The 21,535-nt window shown below is 69.6% G+C and carries 18 protein-coding genes; 12 read left to right on the top strand and 6 right to left on the bottom strand.

Annotation, left to right across the window (positions count from 1 at the left end):
* Positions 1 to 96 precede the first annotated feature (96 nt).
* The gene (locus tag MKK88_RS23820) at positions 97 to 1,353 is read right to left on the bottom strand and encodes a glycosyltransferase family 4 protein (RefSeq protein ID WP_244004145.1); all 1,257 of its coding nucleotides are present in this window, start codon (positions 1,351 to 1,353) and stop codon (positions 97 to 99) included.
* Positions 1,354 to 1,465: 112 nt separating this feature from the next.
* Between MKK88_RS23820 and MKK88_RS23815 the strand changes: the two genes are divergently transcribed.
* The 5 genes from MKK88_RS23815 to MKK88_RS23795 all read left to right on the top strand — a co-directional run bounded on the left by MKK88_RS23815 (position 1,466) and on the right by MKK88_RS23795 (position 8,221).
* Positions 1,466 to 2,713, top strand: a complete 1,248-nt coding sequence (locus MKK88_RS23815; RefSeq protein ID WP_244004143.1) for a glycosyltransferase — start codon at positions 1,466 to 1,468, stop codon at positions 2,711 to 2,713.
* A gap of 339 nt (positions 2,714 to 3,052) precedes the next feature.
* Complete coding sequence (locus tag MKK88_RS23810; protein ID WP_244004142.1) at positions 3,053 to 3,406, top strand: phasin; 354 nt, start codon at positions 3,053 to 3,055, stop codon at positions 3,404 to 3,406.
* A 268-nt stretch (positions 3,407 to 3,674) separates the two neighbouring features.
* A complete protein-coding gene (locus MKK88_RS23805) occupies positions 3,675 to 4,238 on the top strand; it encodes a hypothetical protein (protein ID WP_244004140.1) in 564 nt (187 codons plus the stop codon).
* 118 nt (positions 4,239 to 4,356) lie between these two features.
* Entirely contained in the window at positions 4,357 to 5,622 is a 1,266-nt protein-coding gene (locus tag MKK88_RS23800; RefSeq protein ID WP_244004138.1) for an N-acetylmuramoyl-L-alanine amidase, read from the top strand.
* Between the two features lie 169 nt (positions 5,623 to 5,791).
* Positions 5,792 to 8,221, top strand: coding sequence for a penicillin-binding protein 1A (locus tag MKK88_RS23795; protein ID WP_244004136.1), 2,430 nt, complete (start codon positions 5,792 to 5,794; stop codon positions 8,219 to 8,221).
* Between the two features lie 362 nt (positions 8,222 to 8,583).
* Here MKK88_RS23795 and purQ read toward each other — a convergent pair whose 3' ends face one another.
* The 5 genes from purQ to MKK88_RS23770 all read right to left on the bottom strand — a co-directional run bounded on the left by purQ (position 8,584) and on the right by MKK88_RS23770 (position 11,993).
* Positions 8,584 to 9,264 carry a phosphoribosylformylglycinamidine synthase subunit PurQ gene (gene purQ, locus MKK88_RS23790; RefSeq protein ID WP_244004135.1) on the bottom strand — a complete coding sequence of 227 codons (681 nt, stop codon included), beginning with the start codon at positions 9,262 to 9,264 and terminating at the stop codon, positions 8,584 to 8,586.
* Complete coding sequence (purS, locus tag MKK88_RS23785) at positions 9,264 to 9,503, bottom strand: phosphoribosylformylglycinamidine synthase subunit PurS (protein ID WP_244004133.1); 240 nt, start codon at positions 9,501 to 9,503, stop codon at positions 9,264 to 9,266. The genes purQ and purS overlap by 1 nt, the downstream gene beginning before the upstream one ends.
* Before the next feature lie 115 nt (positions 9,504 to 9,618).
* Complete coding sequence (locus MKK88_RS23780; RefSeq protein WP_244004131.1) at positions 9,619 to 9,858, bottom strand: hypothetical protein; 240 nt, start codon at positions 9,856 to 9,858, stop codon at positions 9,619 to 9,621.
* 99 nt (positions 9,859 to 9,957) lie between these two features.
* Positions 9,958 to 10,557 (bottom strand): ActR/PrrA/RegA family redox response regulator transcription factor, encoded by a 600-nt coding sequence (locus tag MKK88_RS23775; protein WP_279602498.1) that lies wholly within the window; start codon positions 10,555 to 10,557, stop codon positions 9,958 to 9,960.
* A 44-nt stretch (positions 10,558 to 10,601) separates the two neighbouring features.
* Entirely contained in the window at positions 10,602 to 11,993 is a 1,392-nt protein-coding gene (locus tag MKK88_RS23770; protein WP_244004129.1) for an ActS/PrrB/RegB family redox-sensitive histidine kinase, read from the bottom strand.
* A 274-nt stretch (positions 11,994 to 12,267) separates the two neighbouring features.
* Between MKK88_RS23770 and MKK88_RS23765 the strand changes: the two genes are divergently transcribed.
* From MKK88_RS23765 to MKK88_RS23735, 7 genes are all read left to right on the top strand, one after another.
* The gene (locus MKK88_RS23765; RefSeq protein ID WP_279602497.1) at positions 12,268 to 13,545 is read left to right on the top strand and encodes a polyhydroxyalkanoate depolymerase; all 1,278 of its coding nucleotides are present in this window, start codon (positions 12,268 to 12,270) and stop codon (positions 13,543 to 13,545) included.
* Between the two features lie 726 nt (positions 13,546 to 14,271).
* On the top strand, positions 14,272 to 15,858 hold the full coding sequence (locus tag MKK88_RS23760) for an ABC transporter substrate-binding protein (protein WP_244004127.1): 1,587 nt from the start codon (positions 14,272 to 14,274) through the stop codon (positions 15,856 to 15,858).
* A 251-nt stretch (positions 15,859 to 16,109) separates the two neighbouring features.
* On the top strand, positions 16,110 to 17,051 hold the full coding sequence (locus tag MKK88_RS23755; RefSeq protein ID WP_244004125.1) for an ABC transporter permease: 942 nt from the start codon (positions 16,110 to 16,112) through the stop codon (positions 17,049 to 17,051).
* A complete protein-coding gene (locus MKK88_RS23750) occupies positions 17,048 to 18,022 on the top strand; it encodes an ABC transporter permease (RefSeq protein ID WP_409566698.1) in 975 nt (324 codons plus the stop codon). The genes MKK88_RS23755 and MKK88_RS23750 overlap by 4 nt, the downstream gene beginning before the upstream one ends.
* Positions 18,023 to 18,035: 13 nt before the next feature.
* Positions 18,036 to 19,046: an ABC transporter ATP-binding protein gene (locus tag MKK88_RS23745; protein ID WP_244004123.1), complete on the top strand. Its 1,011-nt coding sequence runs from the start codon at positions 18,036 to 18,038 to the stop codon at positions 19,044 to 19,046.
* Between the two features lie 163 nt (positions 19,047 to 19,209).
* On the top strand, positions 19,210 to 20,208 hold the full coding sequence (locus MKK88_RS23740; RefSeq protein ID WP_244004121.1) for an ABC transporter ATP-binding protein: 999 nt from the start codon (positions 19,210 to 19,212) through the stop codon (positions 20,206 to 20,208).
* A gap of 133 nt (positions 20,209 to 20,341) precedes the next feature.
* Complete coding sequence (locus MKK88_RS23735; protein ID WP_244004119.1) at positions 20,342 to 21,481, top strand: amidohydrolase/deacetylase family metallohydrolase; 1,140 nt, start codon at positions 20,342 to 20,344, stop codon at positions 21,479 to 21,481.
* The last annotated feature ends 54 nt before the right edge of the window (positions 21,482 to 21,535 follow it).

Here is a 21,535-nt window from a genome sequence, read left to right as displayed (position 1 = left end):
CCGACGGTCAGAGTGTCTGATTGAAGCGGCCACACCGTCATCACGCCGCTGCGCTCGCAGAGACGGCGGCGCCATACCCCCCAACCACGCGTGGCGTCAGGCCGTCGCGACCGCCGGGGCGGTGACCGGCCCGCGGGCATCGGCGCCGCGCATCACGGTCTCGTAGACGCGTGCCAGACGATCGAGATGGGCGTCGAGGGTGAGCGGCGCCGCCCAGTAGCGTTCATAGGCGGCCCGGCTCATCCGGGTGGCGAGACCGTCATCGGCCAAGCTGCGCAGGTGCGCGGCCAGCGCCTCCGGATCGCCCGAGCGGAACCAGAACCCGGTCTCGCCGTCGACCACCGCCTCCCGGCCCGCGCAGACATCGCTGACGATCACCGGCGCGCCGCAGGCCAGCGCCTCGTAGACGGTGAGCGGCTGGCCCTCGTACCAGACGCTCGGGAAGACCAGCGCCCGGGCCTGCCGCATCAGGGCCTGCACGCCCGCGGCATCGCGCCAGCCCAGCATGACGGCCTCCGGATAGCGCGCAGCGAGCTCGGCCCGCTGGGGGCCATCGCCGACGAACACGGCCCGCGCGCCTGCGAGCCGCGCCGCCTCGGCGAAGATCGGCGCGCCCTTCTCGGTCGAGATTCGCCCGACGAACAGGAAATCGCCCGGGGGCCCGTCGCGCAGTGGCGCCTGCGCCACCGCGATCGGGTTGTCGACCCGGTGGAACACGGTGCCCGCGGGCAGCAGCGGCCGCACGACCCCCTCCTGGAGGTTGCTGATCGTGATGACGTGGGAAAACAGCTCCGGCAGCCGGGCCACCTGCGCGAGGCCGACGTGGCGGACCATCCGGGCGACCTTGCGCGGATAGCTGCGCGCGTCGCAATTGGCCACGATGCAGGAGGCCGACATCGGCGTGCGGTGGCAGATCTGATGCTCCGGGTAGGCGTAGAAGCCGCCGGTCGGGCAGACCAGGAAAAACTCGTGCATCGTGTAGAGGCAGGGGAGTCCTGAAGCCCGCAACGCCGTGCCGATCGAGGGCGACAGTGCCTTGGCGAAGGCGTGGACATGGACCACGGTGTCGCGCGGGTTGCAGGCGGCGAGTTCCCGGGCGAGCGCGCGGCTCGCCGCGCCGTTCCAGATCGCCTGCGCGGCAAACGCCAGCTTGCTGCGCGCCGTGGCGATATCGTCCTGCTCCAGGCACACGACGCGGATGCCGGCCGGTTCGAGCCGCGGATCCACCGGACCGACGGCGGCGAACAGGCTGACCCGGACCCCGCGGGCGGCGAGCCCCAGGGCGGATTCGATCGCCACCTTGGCCTGACCGCCGTTGATCGAGGCGTGGTCTGCAACGAGGACGACGTGCACGGGCGTGTTTCCGAGGCTCTGGACCGGAACAAAGATCTGTAAACGCCTGCGGTTGATCCCCCGTAAACCGGTCTTCGGCATCATCCCGGCAGCAGAGACCGGGGCCTTTTCCATGCACGTCGTGATCCTGGCCGAGTTCGCGTCCGCCAGTGGCGGCGCCGAGAAGGTCGCGCTGGAATCGGCCCGGGGGCTCGCGGAGGCGGGTGTCTCGGTCACCTACCTCCAGGCGATCCCGGGCGAGGCCGATCCGCTGCTCGCCCACGACAACATCCGGCGGGTCGTGCTCGGCCTGCCCGACATCTGGTCGCTCGGCGGCGTGAAGGCGGCGGCGGCCGGGATCTGGCACAGCGCGGCGGCGCGCAGCCTCGCGTCGGCGCTTGCCGCGCTGCCGGCGCGGCCCCACTGCATCCACCTGCATCAATGGACCCGCGCCCTGTCGCCGGCCATCTTCCCGGTCCTGTCCGGCGCGGGCGTGCCCCTCGTGGTCACCCTGCACGACTACGCCCTGGCCTGCCCGAACGGGGTCTATTACCGCTTCGACCGGGCGGAGCCCTGCGGGCTGACACCCCTGTCGGCCGCCTGCATCACGGCGCCCTGCGACGCGCGCAGCCGCGCCCACAAGCTGGTGCGCGTCGCCCGCACCGTGGCCCTGCGGCAGGCGATGCGGGGGCAGCCGCTCCACGTGGTCCATGTCTGCGACGCCAGCCGGCGGCGGTTCAGGGCCCACCTCGGCGACGCCGTCACCCACCACCGGATCGACAATCCGATCCGGATCGCCGAGGGGCCGGCGGCCGTCCCCGAGCGCGGCGACGCCATCGCCTATGTCGGGCGCCTGACCCGGGAGAAGGGGGCCGACCTCGTGGCCGAGTCCGCCCGGGCGGCCGGCCTGCCCGCCCTGTTCATCGGCGCCGGTCCCCTGGAGGCGGAGCTGCGCGCCCGGGACGGCGTCGAGGTGATCGGCTGGCAGAGCCCCGCTGCGGTCTGGGAGATCTTGCGCAGCCGCGCCCGGGCGCTCGCCGCACCGTCGCGCTGGTACGAGACCGGGCCGCTCACCGTCTACGAGGCGCTGGCGGCCGGGATTCCAGTGGTCGCCTCAGACCGGTCCGGGGCCGCCGAGAAGGTTCGGGACGGCCGGACCGGCTTCGTGGTCGCCCCGGAGCCCAAAGCCCTGGCGGCGGCGTTCTCGGCCCTGCGGGACGATGCCTGCGCCCGGACCCTCGGTGCGCAGGCCCGCATCGCCGCCCGCGCCGCCCCGATGACGCTGTCGACCCATGCGGCTGCGCTCCGGACCCTCTATGGCGGGCTCATGGCGGATCGCTCTGGTGCGCTGCAACATTTAGGCGAATCCGTCACGCCGTGAAGCCTTCGATGCGGTTGCAGCCAGGCGCTCGGATCAAGACTTCATAATTCGTTAGCGCGCGACTGGACACGGGGATGATTTCTTGTCAATCGGTCCACCGCCCGAATCATCCATCGCTATTGGCTTTGCGTACGGCAAAGCTCGGCGGCGGTCTGGTATCGAGATACGGCCCCGGTCCGATAACTTGCCGAGATCCTGGATCCGGCATTTTATTGATCCTCCGCGGTGTCGCGGCGGCCCCCGAATATGCACTTGACTTCTTGTTGCAGTGCAATATCTAGGGCGCGTCACGGCGGACGCAGCCGGCGTCCCGCTCCAAGGATCATTCTGGAGACACAGATGCAGACTCCGAATTTCGAGATGCCGACCGAGATGCGCGATTTCGCCGAGAAGAGCGTCGATCAGGCCCGCAACGCCGTCGGCACCCTGATGGCCAACGCCGTCAAGGCCACCGAGCAGGCTCAGTCTTCGGGCCAGACCTTCCAGTCGACCTTCAGCGCGGTGATCGCGAAGGGGTTCGACCACGCCCAGGCCAACGCCAACGCGACCTTCGACTTCGCGCAGAAGCTCGTGCGCACCAAGGACCTGCGCGAGGCCTTCGAGCTGCAGTCCGAGTTCGTCCGCAGCCAGTTCGCCGCCTTCCAGGCCCAGGCCAAGGATTACGGCGCCCTCGCGCAGAACGCCGCCCGCTGAGGGCCGGCTGCCCCCGGTCCGCAAGGATCGGGGTGTCCCAATGATTCGGGCGGCCCCTCGGACCGGCCGGATCCCACGATTCGACGCCCGAGCGTCGCAGGTCCGAGGCCGGCAGGCCGGGGGCGGGCCGACCAACGCTCAAGCGGGTCGGCTGAAGCGGACAGGAGGAGATCGCGCGATGGGAAAGCCGCGTCGGCCGAGAACGGGCCGTCCCGACTGGCAGCCGAAGCCGCCGCTGGACACAAAGACCCCCGCTCCCCCCGAATCCTTGTCCGAGATCCTGGCCGACGAATCGGATGTGTCGGTCGCAGCCCTGTCGCGCGCCGCGTTCGCGGAGGCCGACGAGCCGGTTCTGGCATCAGCCCCGGATGCAGATTCCATCGTCCCGGCCGAGCCTGAAGCCGATATCGCTGACCGCATTGCCCACGCCGTGAGCCCCCCCGCGGCGGATCGCGACGCAGAGGCCCCTCAGGACATCCATGACGAACCGCCTGTGGCCGACCCCGCGGATCCGGAGACGGAACTCCGTGCGGTCTCCACGCCGGACCTCGTCCCCGCCGGGGTGCTGAGCGCCGCCGAGCCCTCGGCGCCGAACCGGATCATGTTCGCGCCCGACCGCGTCGACATGATCGAGATCGGCTCGACCATCGCCCGTTACATGCAGGACGAGGGTGCGGCTGCCCTGGCGCATTTCCGGGCCCTGTCCGATGTCCGCACGCCGGCCGATCTGATCCGCCTGAACGTCAACGAGGCCCGGCGTGCCGCCGACGCCTCCCTGACCTGCTGGGTCACGGTGATGGGCAAGGCGAGCCGCGCCGTCGCGTTCCGCTGAGGCCGGTTTCCGGCCCCGCCGCAGCGTCGACTTTCGGACCGGGGCGGTTGCGGCAACCGCCCGTTAACCCTATCGGTCCCATGCCGTGACGGAGGGCACGGGAAACCCAACCGCACCGATGCCGAGCTGCGCGCGCCTGATCCGTTCCGTCTGCCTCTGCCTCTGCCTCGCCCTGGCGCTCCTGCCGGCGCTGGCGGGTCCGACCGCTTCTGCGCAGACCGGCGACAAGCCCGCCATCGCCATCGGGGCCGACCTCGCGAGCCAGGGCGGCACGACGCGCCTCACCCTGACGCTGTCCCGGGCGGTCGAGGCCCGCGGCTTCGTGATGGAGCGGCCCGACCGGGCGGTGATCGACCTGCCGGAGGTCAACTTTCAGCTCGAATCGGGCACCGGCAGCCGTCGGGACGGCCTCGTGCAATCCTTCCGCTACGGCCTGTTCGCCCCCGGCCGCTCCCGCATCGTGATCGACCTCGCAAACCCCGCCACGGTGGGCAGGATCGAGACGACGACCGGGGCCAAGGACGGCGCCGTGCTGCTCACGATCCCGCTCCAGCGCGCTGACCGCGAGGCGTTCCGCAGGGCCGCCGCCGCGGCCGATCCCGCCCCCGCTCAGGCGCGGCCCGCCGCGCCCGAGCCCGCCGACCAGCGCCCGCTGATCATGGTCGATGCCGGCCATGGCGGCACCGATCCGGGCGCCATCGCGGTGGGCGGGGTGTTCGAGAAGGACATCGTGTTCGGCTTCGCCCAGGCGCTGGTCGAGAAGCTGGAGGCGGGGGGCCGCTACCGGGTCCGGATGACCCGCGATCGGGACGTGTTCGTGCCCTTGGCCGAGCGTGTCCACCTCGCCCGGGAGGCCAAGGCCGACCTGTTCGTGTCGATCCACGCGGATTCGATCTCGGCCGCCCCGCAGGTGCGCGGCGCCACGATCTACACCAATTCCGAGAAGGCGACCGACCTCGAATCCGCCAAGCTTGCCGAGCGCGAGAACCGGGCCGATGCCGCCGCGGGCCTCGACGCCGCCGAGGCGCCGCCGGACATCGCCGACATCCTGCAGGAACTGACCCTGCGGGAGACCCGGGGCTTCTCCTCGGGCTTCGCCCGGACCCTGATGGGCCAGCTCAGCCCCGTGATGGAGATGAGCACCAAGCCCCACCGCGAGGCCCGCTTCGTGGTGCTGCGCTCCCCCGACGTGCCGAGCGTGCTGGTGGAACTCGGCTACCTGTCGAGCAAGCGCGACCTGGAGATGCTGCAATCGCCGGAGTGGCGGGCGGGCGTCACCGGCTCCATGGCCAAGGCGATCGATCTGTTCTTCACCAATCGCGCCAGCCTGGGACGACCCACGATGACGCGTCGCTCGGCCGCCGTCGCCCCAGTTTTACCATAGAGTAAGTGTGGATACGGGCCGTCCGAACGCCCGCTCGCAGCCGTCACAACCGGCATTCCGAGGGGGCCTCACGGGATCATCCGGGGGCCGGCCGCATCGTGCGCGGCGGCCATGCACCGGGTGAGCCGATTCCGGCATGCGGCCGGGCCAGCGACGAGCGGAACACCGGATGCGTCTGATCCTTCGTTTCTTCGGGATCCTGTTCAGCGCCGGCGCGGTGGTCTTCGTGCTCGCCGCCGGGGCCGGTGCTTACTTCTACTGGAAGTACAGCCAGGACCTGCCCGACCACGCGGCGCTCGCCAATTACGAGCCGCCGGTGATGACCCGCATCCATGCGGCCGACGGTTCGATGCTCGCGGAATATGCCCGCGAGCGCCGGCTCTACCTGCCGATCCAGGCGATGCCGAAGATCGTGGTCGCCGCCTTCCTGTCGGCGGAGGACAAGAATTTCTACAAGCACGGCGGCATCGACCCTGAGGGGATCGTCCGCGCTATCTTGACGAACGCCAAGAGCGGCAAGAAGCAGGGCGCCTCGACCATCACCCAGCAGGTCGCCAAGAACTTCCTGCTGTCCTCCGAGCAGACCTATGACCGCAAGATCAAGGAGGCGCTGCTGGCGCTCCGGATCGAGGCGGCCTACTCGAAGGACAAGATCCTCGAACTATACCTCAACGAGATTTTTTTGGGGACGATCGTCCCTGGGCGCAACCTGCATGGCGTTGCAGCTGCGGCGCTCGATTACTTCGGAAAATCGGTCCACGAGCTGACCATCAACGAGGCAGCCTACCTCGCCGCCCTGCCGAAGGGGCCGAACAACTACCACCCCTACCGCAAGACCCAGGCGGCCCTCGACCGCCGCAACGAGATCATCCGCCTGATGGCGGAGAACGGCTACATCACCAAGGACGAGGCCGACGCCGCCAAGAAGATGCCGCTCGGCGTCAACCCGCGCGTCGCCTTCCCGAACGCCGCCAACGCCAATTACTTCACCGAGGAGGTCCGCCGCGAGATCTCCGAGCGCTACGGCGAGAAGAAGCTCTACGAGGGCGGCCTCTCGGTGCGCGCCACCCTCGACCCGAAGATGCAGGCCTGGGCCCGCAAGGCGCTGGTCGACGGCCTCGTGCGCTACGACCAGGCCCATGGCTGGCGCGGGCCGGTCAGCAAGGTCGACCTGACCGGCCGCGACTGGGGCATGGCGGCGGCCGAGGTTCCGGCGCTCGGCGACGTGGCGCCCTGGCGACTCGCCGTGGTGCTGGGCAATGGCGGCGGCGGCGTGCAGGTCGGCCTCCAGCCCAAGCGCGAGGCCTCCGGCCAAGTGGGCAAGGACCGCGAGACCGGCGTGATCACCCCCGAGGGGATGCGCTGGGCCGGCCGTGCGAACCTCCAGCCCGGCGACATGGTGTATGTCGAGGCGATCGAGGGCGGGAAGGGCCAGTTCCGCCTGCGCCAGAAGCCCGAGGTCTCCGGCGCCATCGTGGCCATGGACCCGAATACCGGCCGCGTCCACGCGATGGTCGGCGGCTTCTCGTACGACGAATCCGAGTTCAACCGCGCCACCCAGGCGATGCGCCAGCCCGGCTCCTCGTTCAAGCCGATCGTCTACTCGGCGGCCCTCGACAACGGCTACACCCCCGCCTCGATCGTGCAGGATTCGCCGATCACCATCGAGGCCGGCCCCGGCCAGGAGGCTTGGTCGCCGTCGAACTACGACGGCAAGTCGGGCGGCCCGCACACCCTGCGCTACGGGATCGAGCACTCGAAGAACCTGATGACGGTCCGGCTTGCCAAGGATGTCGGCATGCCGCTCATCGCCGAGTATGCCCGCCGCTTCGGCGTCTACGACGACATGCTGCCGGTGCTGCCGATGTCGCTCGGCGCGGGCGAGACCACGGTGATGCGCATGGTCACCGCCTACTCGATGCTGGCCAATGGCGGCCGGCGCATCCGGCCGACCCTGATCGACCGGATCCAGGACCGCACCGGCGAGACGATCTACCGGCACGACAACCGCAAATGCATCGGCTGCGATGCCGAGAAGTGGTCGGGCCAGGACGAGCCGAAGCTGGTGGACGATTCCGAGCAGGTGCTCGACCCGCTGACCGCCTACCAGATGGTCTCGATCATGGAGGGCGTGGTCCAGCGCGGCACCGCAACCCTGCTGAAGCAGATCGGCAAGCCGCTCGCCGGCAAGACCGGCACCACCAACGACGCCAAGGACGCGTGGTTCGTGGGCTTCTCGCCGGATCTGGCGGTCGGCATCTACATGGGCTTCGACAAGCCGCGTTCCCTCGGCGACCGGGCCACCGGCGGCGGACTGGCGGCGCCGATCGCGCTCGAGTTCCTGAAGACCGCCCTCAAGGACAAGCCGCCGACCCCGTTCCGCGTGCCCCCGGGGATCAAGCTGATCCGCATCAACCTCGCCAGCGGCACCCGCGCCGGTTCGAGCGAGGGGGCGGGGACGATCCTGGAGGCGTTCAAGCCCGGCACCGCGCCGCCGGATTCCTACGTCGCCCCGTCCGGCGGCAGCCAAGCACCGGCCCCCGCGGCGGCTGTGGCGCCGGATCCGGACCGGGCCGCTCAGGCGGGTGGGTTGTACTGAAGGCGGGGCCGGAAGCCGCCGCGTTTCACGCCCGCCCCTGCGGGCTTGTTGGTCCACACGTTTCCTCCAAGAACGGACACGAAGGTCGCCGCGTCTCTCCCCCCCTGCGGGGAGGCAGGGATGCGGCGATCCTGTTCTGTGAACACCGTCGCCCTTAGAGGGGACGGGAAATCAGCGCGGGCGCCGCGCATCCCCGATGTCCGAACAGAAAAAAGCCGCCCCGGATGGAGCGGCTTCGAGGAGTCTTCAGGGAGGCATCAAACAGAGCGGACGAGAAGGTCCAACTCCACATCCAGATCTCTGGATGCCTCTTTATGAATCAGGAACCTTAACGGACGGTAAATACCAGTCTTCGCGATAGTTCAGGCCGCCAGACTGTCGAACAGCCCGCGCCCGTCGGTCCCACCGACCAGGTCCTCGACGAAGTTTTCCGGGTGCGGCATCATGCCGAGCACGTTCCGCTTTTCGGAGAAGACGCCGGCGATCGCGTTGAGCGAGCCGTTGCGGTTGGCCTCCACGGTGATGGACCCGTCCGCGTCGCAGTAGCGGAAGGCGACCCGGCCCTCGCCTTCGATCCGCGCCAGGGTCTCGGGATCGGCGAAGTAATTGCCTTCGCCATGGGCCACGCAGACGTCGATGACCTGACCCGCCCGGTAGGCGCTGGTGAAGCGGGTATCGGTGCGCTCGACCCGGAGCGTCTGCCGGTGGCAGATGAAGCGCCGGTTCACGTTGCGCATCAGCACGCCCGGCAGGAGCCCCGATTCGCACAGGATCTGGAAGCCGTTGCAGATGCCGAGGACGAGGCCGCCCCGGGCTGCATGGGCGCGCACCGCATCCATGGCGGCGGCGCGTCCGGCGATCGCCCCGCAGCGCAGGTAGTCGCCGTACGAGAAGCCACCCGGCAGGACGGCCAGGTCGGTGCCGGTCGGCAGGTCGTGGTCCGCATGCCAGACGAGGCTCACCTGCGCGCCGGACCGGCGCAGGGCCCGGACGACATCGCTCTCGCGGTTCGAACCGGGGAAGATGATGACCGCGGCGTGCATCAGAGGATTTCGATCGCGTAGTTCTCGACCACCGTGTTGGCCAGGAGCTTCTCGCAGGCCGTGCGCAGCGTCGCCTCGGCGGCGGCGGCATCCGGGGCCGCGACTTCGATGTCGAACACCTTCCCCTGTCGCACGCCCTCGACGTCCCGAATTGCCAGCGACTTGAGCGCGGCCTCGATCGCCTTGCCCTGCGGGTCCAGCACGCCGTTTTTCAGGGTGACGATGATACGGGCTTTCATGGATCTTCGGATCTCGCACGTCGCCGGGCCGAGGGCATAACCTGCGGCAACGTTTCACAGGATGCCGCGGATCTCTAGTAGCAGGAAGGCTGCCGGCCTGTCGAACGTTGGCCGCCTACCGGCGGGACGGGACGGCACCCACGCGCAGCGGCTCGATGCTGGTCGCCCGGCGCCAGAGCTGCAGCATGATCCAGGCAGCGAACAGGCTGAACACGCCCATCAGGACATGCCCGACCCGATCCCCGAGATCGAACAGGCCGGCCAGCGCCCAGCCGGCCGCAATGGCCACGGCGAACACCTCGGTGCCGACGAGGACCATCATGCTCACGATGGTGATGGCGTTGCGCCCGTTCACGCGATCGACCCCTGAAAACGAATTCGGGTCCCGGACGAAACCGTCCGGGACCCGCGCAGCTAGCCCGGCAGGGCCGCGGATGCAACCGAGGCGCGCCTGTTACCGCGGTGCGCGCTTGGCCAGGATCCGCTGCAGCGTCCGCCGGTGCATGTTGAGGCGCCGGGCCGTCTCGCTGACATTGCGGCCGCACAGCTCGTAGACGCGTTGGATGTGCTCCCAACGCACCCGGTCCGCGGACATCGGGTTCTCGGGCGGATCAGCCCGCTCACCGGGCTGCGCCATCAGGGTGCCGTGGATCTCATCGGCATCGGCGGGCTTGGCGAGGTAGTCGAAGGCGCCGAGCTTCACCGCGGTCACCGCGGTCGCGATGTTGCCGTAACCGGTCAGGATCACGCCGCGCGCCTCGGGCCGGCGCTCCTTCAGGCGGGCGATCACGTCGAGGCCGTTGCCGTCGCCGAGGCGCATGTCGATCACCGCGAAGGCCGGAGCCCGCGCCTCGACGGCCGAGACGCCGTCCGCCACACTGTCGGCCACCTGCACGTGGTAGCCGCGGCTTTCCATGGCGCGGGCGAGCCGGGTCTGGAAGGGCTTGTCGTCATCCACGATCAGCAGGCTGCGGTCGGAGAAGGCCGCCAGCGGATCGGCGTCGCTGATCACAGCAGCGTCGGTCGCCGCCGCGGTCCCGGGCTGCGTGAGCATCGGGCATTCCTTTCAGGTTTTCGTCGTGGGTTCTTGGTCTGTCCTTATATAGGAACGACATCGCGCGGTGGCAGGGGGGGCTGGATATTGAGTTCCGGCGAATGGCGCGGGACTGCCCCGCGCTCGAAGATGTGGCGGGCCCAGGACACCCGCACCACCGCCCCGTGGGCCTCCGGACTGGGCATGTTCATCAGGACGAGCTGAGCGCCGGAGCGCTCGATCAGGGTTTTCGCGATGAACAGGCCGAGGCCGAGCCCGGCCCCCACGGTCCCGCCCGATTGTGGCCGGTCCTGGCTGCGGGTGGTTACGTAGGGCTCACCGGCGCGCAGCAGAACCTCGCTGGAGAAGCCCGGACCATCGTCGCGGATCTCGATCCAGACCCGCTCCTGGCTCCAGCGCCCCTCCACGGAGACCCGCGCCTCCGCGAAGTCCGCCGCGTTGTCGAGGATGTTGGCAAGTCCGAACATCACCCCCGGGTTGCGGCGGCAGGCCGGCTCCGGCCCGTCGCCGAGGCTCGTGACGTCGAGGGCGGTGCCGAGCGCCCGCTGCGGGGCCACCAACTCCTCGATGAGGTGGCTGAACGTCACCGTCTCCAGGAAGCCGGCGCCGGCGCCATCGCCGTCGAGGGAGGTGAGCTTGCCCAGGATGCCGCGGCAGCGGTCGACCTGCTCGCGCAGGAGGTTGAGGTCCTCTGCTACGGCAGGGGAGGCCGTGGGCCCGAGCTGGCGGATCAGCTCCTTGGTGACCACCATGATGGTGCCGAGGGGCGTGCCCAATTCGTGGGCCGCCGCCGCCGCAAGCCCATCGAGCTGCGACAGGTGCTGCTCCCGGGCGAGCACGAGTTCGGTCGCCGCGAGAGCCTGGGCGAGGAGCCGGGTCTCCTCGGCGACCCGCCACGCATAGACCCCCGTGAAGGCGGTGCCGAGCAGGATCGCGGTCCAGACCCCCGAGACGTACAGGAACGGCAATTCGATCCGCCCATCGGCGAACCAGGGCAGCGGCCGGTGGACGAGGGCCAGCAGGGTCGCGAGCCCCACCGCCAGGAGGCCGAGCGCCAGCGTCCGCTCCGGCGGCAGCGCTGTCGCGGAGATCAGCACGGGGGCGAGGAACAGCAGCGAGAACGGATTCTGCAGCCCGCCCGTCAGGAACAGGAGGGCGGCGAGCTGCACGATGTCGAAGGCCAGCAGCAGGGCCGCGGAATCGTCGCTCAGCCGGTAGCTCGCCGGGAAGCGGATGCGCAGCGCCAGGTTCAGCCAGGACGAGGTGGCGATCACCAGGAAGCACCAGCCGAAGGGCAGCGGCAGGCCGAGGCCGAACTGTGCCCCCACCACGGCGGCGCTCTGGCCCGTGATGGCGAGCCAGCGGAGGCGGACGAAGGTGTCGAGCCGCAGGTGCCGCGCGTCGCGGACGAGGCCGTTGAGTTCGGTATCGGGCATGCGCTGCTTCGGTGGGGCGTCGGACGGACTGGGCCGGTACGAAAGTTTCGCCACGGCCGGCGGCGTTCAAGTCCGGCGATGTCGCGGATGCGGAAAGCCGACAAGCCATCCGGGCCGAATCGTCACAGGCGCCAGCGTCACAGGGAAAGCCTGCCCATTTGGGGATGTTCCAATATCGTTCAGGGTGGAACATTATCCTGCCGATTCCGGTCGGGGGCGTTTGGTGCCGGTTGGCATGAGACGCCGGTGGCCGGCGGAAGACCGTGAGGTAACGATGCTGCTGGCCTATTCGCTATACGAGGGCGCCCGTGCCCTGATGACGCCGGCCCGGGTTGCCGCCGACCTCACGCGCTACGGACTCCAGATCCCCGGCAATCCCCTGGCCTATGGGCCCTACGCGCGGGCTGTCAGCGCCGGCTGCGAGATGTTCGAGCGGGTCACCCGGCAATACGGCAAGCCGGCCTTCGGCTTCACCGAGACGCTGGTCGACGGCCAAGCGGTGCCGGTCAGCGAGCGGGTGGTGTGGGAGCGGCCGTTCTGCCGCCTGATCGCCTTCGACCGCGCCTTCGCGACGCCCCCCGCCGAGGCCCAGCCGAAGCTGCTGATCGTGGCGCCGATGTCGGGCCATTACGCGACGCTGCTGCGCGGCACCGTGGAGGCGATGCTGCCGAACCACCGGGTGTTCATCACCGACTGGACCGACGCCCGGATGGTGCCGCTGCTTGCCGGGCGCTTCGACCTCGACGACTATATCGACTATCTGCAGGAGATCTTCGCCTTCCTCGGGCCGGACCTGCACGTCATGGCGGTGTGCCAGCCGGCGGTGCCGGTGATCGCCGCGGTGGCGCTGATGGAGGCTGCCGACGAGCCGGCCGTGCCGAGCTCCATGACGCTGATGGGCGGCCCGATTGACACGCGCCGCTCGCCCACCGCGGTGAACTGCCTTGCGCAGGAGCGCGGCCAGACATGGTTCGAGCAGAACACGATCAGCCTCGTGCCGCCGATCTATCCGGGGGCGTGGCGCCGGGTCTATCCGGGCTTCCTGCAGCTCTCGGGCTTCATGGCGATGAACCTCGACCGGCACGTCACGGCTCATACCGACATGTTCGAGCATCTGGTGAAGGGCGACGGCGAACCGGCCGAGAAGCACCGGGAATTCTACGACGAGTACCTCGCGGTGATGGATCTCACCGCCGAGTACTACCTGCAGACGGTGCAAACCGTGTTCGTGAACCATGCCCTGCCGAAGGGGGAGATGCAGCACCGGGGCGTTCTGGTCGATCTCGGGGCGATCCGCCGGTGCGCGATCCTCGCGGTCGAAGGCGAGAACGACGACATCTCGGGCGTCGGCCAGACCAAGGCGGCGCTCGACCTGACGCCGAACTTGGCCGACGCGCGCAAGGCCTATCACCTTCAGGCGAGCGTCGGGCATTACGGGGTGTTCAACGGCTCACGCTACCGCACGGTGATCGCGCCGCGCATCGCCGCCTTCATCCGCGCCCTGCAGGCGGTCCCGGCCGCACGGGGCGGGCATCTGCGGCAGGTGGGCTGAGGCGGGCGGGTCCACGGACCGTCGAGGGATCTGACCGCGGCCGCGCATCCACTTCCCAGCAAAGCCACCGGATTCAGGCATCGTGTGCGGTGCCAGGGTTGTAGAACGGAACGCGGGCCCCCTCTCCCGATCGGGAGAGGGGGCCCGTTGCGCTCTGCCGCGAGCCGCGGTGTTCGACCCGGAGGTGTGACTATCCGAGCTCCGCTGGGGGCAGGGAGGGCGCATGCCCCAGGTCTGAAGCTTTCCGATTCCGTCCCGCACGGGCGTGCGGACCGTCCCCGCTCCCCGAGACGGGCGTGCGCGGGGAAAGGTACCCAGACCCTCCGAGGTGTTTGGTGCCCGCTCCGGCATCGCGAGCGCAGCGAAGCGACCCAGGGCAGCGCCCTTGGTCGACGTGGCGTGTCCCGGGAGTGCTTCGCGACGCTCGCAACGACGGCCTTGCGCTGATCCGGCCGCACCGCCGTCCCCTCGGTCGCCTTGAATACATAACGCAATGACAGGGCAGCTGGCGCGGGGTTTGCGAGACCGCCCCCGTGACCGCGATGACCGCAACGCCTGCCTGCGCCCAGACCCGATCCGCCCCTGATCCGGCGGCCGCACGGTTGTGCGTCCCATCCCGGTTGTCACGGCGGGCCATTGCGCCCCTGCCTAAGAATTGTTCAAACTCGCCCGCAAGGTGTGGGCCGGCGACGCGTGCCTGAGATCCGCACCGTCAGGGAGATCACGATGGACCGCAGGACCTTCCTCAAGGGCTCGGCCGCGCTCGGGCTGGCCGCGCCGCAGGTCGCGATGCCCGCGGTCGCTCAGGGGGCAAAAGTCCTCCGCTTCGTCCCCCAGGCGAACCTCGCCAATTTCGATCCGATCTGGGGGACCCAGTATGTGGTGCGCAACGCCGGCACCCTCGTGTGGGACATGCTGTACGGCGTCGACGCGCAGCTGAAGCCGCAGCGCCAGATGGTCGAGTCCGAGGAGGTCTCGGGCGACAAGCTGACCTGGACCTTCCGGCTGCGCCCCGGCCTCACGTGGCATGACGGCGAGCCGGTCCTGTCGAAGGACGTGGTGGCGAGCCTGACCCGCTGGATGGCCCGGGACCCGATCGGCCTCATGATCCGCGGCGTCCAGGACGAGCTGTCGGCGACCGACGACCGGACCTTCCGCTGGCGCCTCAAGAAGCCGTTCCCGAAGCTGCTCTACGCCCTCGGCAAGACCAACGCCCCGATGGCGCTGATCATGCCGGAGCGGATCGCCAAGACCGACCCGTACACGCAGATCACCGAATATGTCGGCTCCGGGCCGATGAAGTTCGTCCCCAACGAGTGGGTGCCGGGCGCCCGGGCGGTGTTCGAGAAATTCGCCGGCTACAAGCCCCGCGAGGAGCCGAATTCCTGGCTGGCCGGGGGCAAGCGCATCCTCGTCGACCGGGTCGAGTGGGTGATCATGCCGGACGCCGCGACCGCCTCGGCGGCCCTGCAGAACGGTGAGGTCGACTGGTGGGAGAACCCGATCTCCGACCTCGTGCCGCTCCTGCGCAAGAACAGCAACCTCAACGTCGATATCGCCGACCCGCTGGGCAATGTCGGGTCGTTCCGGATGAACCACCTGTACCCGCCCTTCGACAACCCGAAGATCCGCCAGGCCGTCCTGACCGCGATGAGCCAGGAGGATTACATGCGGGCGATCGTCGGCGACGACGACAGCCTCTGGAAGACGCTGCCGGGCTTCTTCACCCCGGGCACGGCCCTCTACAGCGAGGCCGGCGGGGGCCAGGTCGGCAAGGGCGACATCAAGCTCGGTCAGAAGCTTCTCAAGGAGGCCGGCTACAAGGGCGAGCCCGTCATCTGCGTCGTGGCCCAGGACCAGTCGATCACCAAGGCGCAGGGGGACATCACCGCCGACCTCCTGAAGCAGATGGGCTTCAACGTCGATTTCGTCGCCACCGACTGGGGCACCACCGGCACCCGCCGGGCCTCCAAGGCGCCCCCCGCCCAGGGCGGCTGGAACATGTTCCACACGTGGCACGCGGGCGCCGATTGCATCAACCCGGCGGGCTACCCGGCGGTGCGTGCCAACGGCGACAAGGCGTGGTTCGGCTGGCCCAACATCCCGCCCGTTGAAGCGGCGATCTCGGAGTGGTTCGACGCCGCCGACCCGACCTCCGAGAAGGCCGCCATAGACAAGGTCAACGCGGCCGCCTGCGAGGGCGTGGTCTACGTCCCGACCGGATTCTTCCTCGGCTACCAGGCGTGGCGGAAGAACGTCTCGGGCATCGTGAAGGGGCCGATCCCCTTCACCTGGGGCGTGTCGAAGGCGTGATGGAGCGGGTGGCGATCATGCCGGTGACAGCCGCGCGCCTTCCCTCCCCCCTCTGCGGGGGAGGGTACCCTGCGCAGCAGGGGGGGAGAGGGGAACCCGGGTTCAGGAAAAGGCGGAGCAGCGGTGAGCGGCGCGCATCATTCTGCCCCGTCGCGCTGCCCCTCTCCCGACCCCCTTCGGGGGCCACCCTCCCCCGCAGAGGGGGGAGGGAGAACCGCCGCGCCCTTCTTCCCACCCGATAGCGAGGACCCATGCTCGGCTATATCGGCAGGCGCATCCTCGCCACCATCCCCGTCATGGCGGTGGTCGGGCTGTTCGTCTTCAGCCTCCTCTACTTCGCCCCCGGTGATCCGGCCGCCATCATCGCGGGCGATCAGGCGACCCCCGACGACGTCGCCCGCATCCGCGCCACGCTGGGCCTCGACCGGCCCTTCCTGGTGCGGTTCGGGGAATGGTCCTGGCACATCCTGCACGGGGACCTCGGCACCTCGATCTTCACCAACCTGCCGGTCACCACCATGATCGGCCAGCGGGTGCAGCCCACCGTCTCCCTGATGCTCGTCACCCTGGTCTTCGCCATCGCGGTGGCGGTGCCGCTCGGCGTCGTCGCCGCCTGGAAGGCCGGAAGCCTGATCGACCGTCTCGTCATGGGGGTCGCCGTGACCGGCTTCTCGGTGCCGGTCTTCGTGGTCGGCTACGTGCTGGCCTACGTCTTCGCCCTCCAGCTCGGCTGGCTGCCCGTGCAGGGCTACACGCCGATCGAGCAGGGGCTCTGGCCCTGGCTGTCCAACCTGATCCTGCCGGCGGTGACGCTCGGCCTCGTCTACATCGCGCTGATCGCCCGGGTGACCCGGGCCACCATGCTCGACGTGCTGAGCCAGGATTACGTGCGCACCGCCCGGGCCAAGGGGCTGGCGCAGGGCCCGGTCCTGTTCGTCCACGCCCTCAAGAACGCCGCGGTGCCGATCGTCACGGTGATCGGCATCGGCATTGCGTTGCTGATCGGCGGCGCGGTGGTGACCGAGACGGTCTTCGCCATCCCCGGCCTCGGGCGCCTCACGGTCGATGCGATCCTGCGGCGCGATTACCCGGTCATCCAGGGCGTCGTGCTGCTGTTCAGCTTCGTCTACGTGCTCGTGAACCTCGCCATCGACCTCTTCTACACCGTGCTCGACCCGAGGATCCGCTATTGACCGCGACCGTCGCGCCCTTCCCCGATCGCGCCCCGCAGGCGGGCGCCCCGCCCGGGGGCGCCGCCCTCAAGGCACCGCCGCCCCCCGGCATCGCCGTCGCGGCGCCGCTGCCCGACGTGATCCCGGTGCGCAAGCGCCGGGGCCGGGTCTGGTCTTACGTGCGCCGCAACCCGACCATCGTGGTCGGCGGCCTGTTGCTGCTCATCGTGTTCCTGATGGCTTTGCTGGCGCCGTGGCTCGGCACCGTCGATCCGACCGCCCTGGCGCCGGCCAAGCGCACCCGGCTGCCCTCCGCGCAGTACTGGTTCGGCACCGACATGCTCGGCCGCGACGTCTATTCGCGGGTGGTCTACGGCGCCCGGGTCTCGCTGCTGGTCGGCTTCTCGGTGGCGTTCTTCGCCTCGATCGCGGGGCTCGCGGTCGGGCTCGTCTCCGGCATGGTGCGCTGGCTCGACGGGATCGTCATGCGGATCGTCGACGGCATGATGTCGATCCCGCCGATCCTGCTCGCCATCGCGCTGATGGCGCTGACCCGCGGCTCGGTCCAGAACGTGATCATCGCCATCACCATCGCGGAGATCCCCCGCGTCGCCCGCCTCGTGCGCGGCGTGGTGCTGTCCCTGCGCGAGCAGCCCTATGTCGAGGCGGCGGTGACCACGGGCACCCGGATGCCGACGATCATCTGGCGCCACATCCTGCCCAACACCCTGGCGCCCATGACCGTGCAGGCGACCTATATCTGCGCCTCCGCGATGATCACCGAGGCGATCCTGTCGTTCATCGGCGCGGGCGTGCCGCCGGCCACCCCCTCCTGGGGCAACATCATGGCCGAGGGCCGGGCGCTCTGGCAGGTGAAGTTCTACATTATCCTGTTTCCGGCGATCTTCCTGTCCACCACCGTCCTGGCGGTGAACCTCGTCGGCGACGGCCTGCGCGACGCCCTCGATCCCCGCATGGCCAAAGATGTCTGAGATGGGACGCGCGATGAGTTCAGGCGTCAGCGGCGCACCCCTCCTGTCGATCGAGAACCTGCAGGTCCATTTCCGCACCCCCGACGGGGTGAACCGGGCGGTGGACGGGGTCTCGTTCGCGATCGGCTCGGGCGAGACCCTGGCGATCGTGGGCGAATCCGGCTGCGGCAAGTCGGTGACCTCGATGTCGATCCTGCGGCTCCTGCCCGAGCCGCCGGCCCGCATCGCCGGCGCGATCAAGTTCGAAGGAAAAAACCTCCTCGATCTGCCCAACAGCGCCATGCGCAAGATCCGCGGCAACGACATCAGCGTGATCTTTCAGGAGCCGATGACCTCGCTGAACCCGGTCCTGACGGTGGGCCGCCAGATCGGCGAGACGCTGCGCCTGCACCAGGGCCTGAGCCGGCGCGCCGCCGAGGAGCGGGCCGTGGAGATGCTGACGCTGGTCGGCATCCCCGAGCCGCGACGCCGGGTGCGGGAATATCCGCACCAGCTCTCCGGCGGCATGCGCCAGCGGGTGATGATCGCCATCGCGCTCGCCTGCTCGCCGAAGCTGCTCATCGCCGACGAGCCCACCACGGCCCTCGACGTGACCATCCAGGCCCAGATCCTCGACCTGATGCGCGACCTGAAGGCCCGGGTCGGGGCCGCCATCATGCTGATCACCCACGATCTCGGCGTGGTGGCCGAGGTCGCCGACCGGGTGGTGGTGATGTATGCCGGCCGCAAGGTCGAGGAGGCGTCGGTCCGCGACCTGTTCCGGGCGCCACGCCATCCCTACACGCGGGGCCTGATGGGAGCGGTGCCCAAGCTCGGCGCCGTGGAGCACGGCGGCGACGAACGGCTCGCCGAGATCCCCGGCATGGTGCCGAGCCTCAAGGGTCGGATCGAGGGCTGCGTCTTCGCCGGCCGCTGCCCGGACGTGACCGACCTGTGCCATGCCTACGCCCCGGCCCTGGAGCCGAAGGCGCCGGGCCACCTCGCCGCCTGCCACTACGCGCCGAAGGACGCGCTGGCGGCATGACCCTTTCGGGACGGACCAACAAGGGGTTTCGCCCGCTCGACCTGTCCACATGGATCGTGGGGCCCCTCTCCCGAACGGGAGAGGGGGCCTGTTGCGCCCTTCATCGGCCGATGCCTGACCATCATGCCTCGCAGGCGGCTGCGTGCGATCGGGAGATCCGCTCATGAACCCGGCTTCTCGCACCCTGCTGGAGGTCAACGACCTCAAGAAGCATTTCGCCCTCAGCGGCGGCCTGTTCGGCCAGTCCAAGCGCGTGCTCAAGGCGGTGGACGGCCTGTCCTTCACGGTGGCCCGGGGCGAGACCCTGTCGCTCGTCGGCGAATCCGGCTGCGGCAAGTCCACGGTCGCCAAGGCGCTGATGCGCCTCTACGCGCCCACCGCCGGCCAGGTGGTGCTCGACGGGCGCCGGATCGACGACCTCTCACCCGGGACGCTGCGGCCCCTGCGCCGCCACATCCAGATGGTGTTCCAGGATCCGTTCTCGTCCCTCAACCCGCGGATGCGGGTGCGGGCGATCCTGGCCGAGCCGATCCGCAATTTCGGGCTCGCCCGGAACAGCGCCGACCTCGAGAGCCGGCTCGCCAGCCTGATGGAGCGGGTCGGCCTGCCGCGGGAGGCCCTGGGGCGCTTTCCCCACGAGTTCTCGGGCGGCCAGCGCCAGCGCATCGGCATCGCCCGGGCGCTCGCCGCCGAGCCGGACCTGATCATCTGCGACGAGGCGGTCTCGGCGCTGGACGTCTCGGTGAAGGCGCAGATCGTCAACCTGCTGCGCGATCTGCAGCGGGAGCTCGACCTCGCGATGCTGTTCATCTCGCACGACCTCGCGATCGTCGAGCACATGACCCACCGGGTGGCGGTGATGTATCTCGGCAAGATCGTCGAGATCGGCCCGCGCCGGGACATCTTCCTGGCGCCCAAGCACCCCTACACCCAGGCCCTGCTCTCGGCGGTGCCGATCCCCGAGCCTGGGGCGGGGCGCACCCGGATCGTGCTCAAGGGCGACGTGCCGAGCCCGATCAATCCGCCCTCCGGCTGCCGCTTCCACACCCGCTGCCCGCACGCCTTCGACCGCTGCCGCACCGAGGTGCCGGGGCTCGACGCGGTGGGCACCGGCCACTTCGCCGCCTGCCACCTGAACGACGTGGCGGCCCAGGCAGCCTGACAGTGCCGTCCTTGCGAGCGCAGCGAAGCAACCCAGCGTCGCGCCCGATCCCCGATCGGAGCGCTGCCCCGGCTCGCTTCGCTGCGTTCGCGATGACGGTTGAGTTTCACGTGAAACACATCCGGGGCCAGACATGCAGCACGACCTCATCCTGAAGGGCGCGCGGGTCATCGACCCGTCGCAGAACCATGACGGGATCTGCGATGTCGCCTTCGCGGACGGCCGGGTCTCGGGCTTCGGCCGCGACCTGCCGATGGGCCCCGACACGCAGGTGCGCGACATGGCCGGCGCGATCGTCACGCCGGGCCTGATCGACCTGCACACCCACGTCTACTGGGGTGGCACCTCGATCGGCATCGACGCCGACGAATTCTGCCGCACCTCCGGGGTGACCACGTCGGTCGATACCGGCAGCGCCGGGCCCGGCAACTTCGCCGGGTTCCGCAAGCACGTCATCGACCGTTCCGAGGCGCGGATCCTCGCCTACCTGCACGTCTCCTTCGCGGGCATCTACGCCTTCTCGAAGACCATCATGGTCGGCGAGAGCCAGGATCCACGGCTCATGGCGCCCCGGGAGGCGGTCGAGGTCGCCGAGGCCAACCGGGACGTGATCATCGGCATCAAGGTCCGGGTCGGGCGCAACTCCTCCGGGGACCAGGGCACCGCGCCGCTCAATATCGCCCTGCAGGTGGCGGAGGAGACCGGCCTGCCGCTGATGGCCCATATCGACGAGCCGCCGCCGAGCTACGAGGAGGTGCTGGCGATGCTCCGCCCCGGCGACGTGCTGACCCACGCGTTCCGGCCCTTCCCGAATTCCCCCGTGACCGCGCAAGGCGCGGTGAAGCCTGCCGTGCGCGAGGCCCGGGCGCGGGGCGTGCTGTTCGACATCGGCCACGGCAAGGGCTCGTTCGCCTTCAAGACCGCCCGGGCCATGATGGCGGGCGGCTTCCTGCCCGACACGATCTCGTCGGACGTGCATCAGCTCTGCATCGACGGGCCGGCCTTCGATCAGGTCACCACCATGTCCAAGATGCTCTGCCTCGGCATGAGCCTCACCGACGTCATCGCGGCCTCCACGGTGAACGCCGCCGTGGCGGTGAAGCGGATGGAGTACGGCACCCTGAAGGTCGGCGCGCTGGGCGACGCCACCGTGCTGGCGGTCCGGGACGGGGCATTCGACTATGTCGATACCCGCGGCGAGCACATGACGGGCGCCCAGCGGATCACCGCGGAGGGCGTGGTGCTGAAGGGCCGGTGGTGGCACCCGGCGTGACGGACCGAACACGGTCTTTAGGACGTTGATCCTGTCACATATGAAATAACGGCC

Source organism: Methylobacterium sp. E-005 (assembly GCF_022829725.1).
In the GTDB taxonomy this organism is placed as follows: Bacteria; Pseudomonadota; Alphaproteobacteria; order Rhizobiales; family Beijerinckiaceae; genus Methylobacterium.
Note: the sequence above shows the minus strand (reverse complement) of the source record. Positions and strands in the feature narration are given on the sequence as shown.

Coding starts and splice junctions, on each gene's coding strand:
- purQ (WP_244004135.1), bottom strand. CDS start 9,264: ATGCACGCCGCGGTCATCATCTTCCCCGGTTCGAACCGCGAGAGCGAT.
- MKK88_RS23810 (WP_244004142.1), top strand. CDS start 3,053: ATGCAGACTCCGAATTTCGAGATGCCGACCGAGATGCGCGATTTCGCC.
- MKK88_RS23745 (WP_244004123.1), top strand. CDS start 18,036: ATGAGTTCAGGCGTCAGCGGCGCACCCCTCCTGTCGATCGAGAACCTG.
- MKK88_RS23775 (WP_279602498.1), bottom strand. CDS start 10,557: ATGCTCACGCAGCCCGGGACCGCGGCGGCGACCGACGCTGCTGTGATC.
- MKK88_RS23755 (WP_244004125.1), top strand. CDS start 16,110: ATGCTCGGCTATATCGGCAGGCGCATCCTCGCCACCATCCCCGTCATG.
- MKK88_RS23735 (WP_244004119.1), top strand. CDS start 20,342: ATGCAGCACGACCTCATCCTGAAGGGCGCGCGGGTCATCGACCCGTCG.
- MKK88_RS23740 (WP_244004121.1), top strand. CDS start 19,210: ATGAACCCGGCTTCTCGCACCCTGCTGGAGGTCAACGACCTCAAGAAG.
- purS (WP_244004133.1), bottom strand. CDS start 9,503: ATGAAAGCCCGTATCATCGTCACCCTGAAAAACGGCGTGCTGGACCCG.
- MKK88_RS23760 (WP_244004127.1), top strand. CDS start 14,272: ATGGACCGCAGGACCTTCCTCAAGGGCTCGGCCGCGCTCGGGCTGGCC.
- MKK88_RS23800 (WP_244004138.1), top strand. CDS start 4,357: ATGCCGAGCTGCGCGCGCCTGATCCGTTCCGTCTGCCTCTGCCTCTGC.
- MKK88_RS23795 (WP_244004136.1), top strand. CDS start 5,792: ATGCGTCTGATCCTTCGTTTCTTCGGGATCCTGTTCAGCGCCGGCGCG.
- MKK88_RS23765 (WP_279602497.1), top strand. CDS start 12,268: ATGCTGCTGGCCTATTCGCTATACGAGGGCGCCCGTGCCCTGATGACG.
- MKK88_RS23770 (WP_244004129.1), bottom strand. CDS start 11,993: ATGCCCGATACCGAACTCAACGGCCTCGTCCGCGACGCGCGGCACCTG.
- MKK88_RS23815 (WP_244004143.1), top strand. CDS start 1,466: ATGCACGTCGTGATCCTGGCCGAGTTCGCGTCCGCCAGTGGCGGCGCC.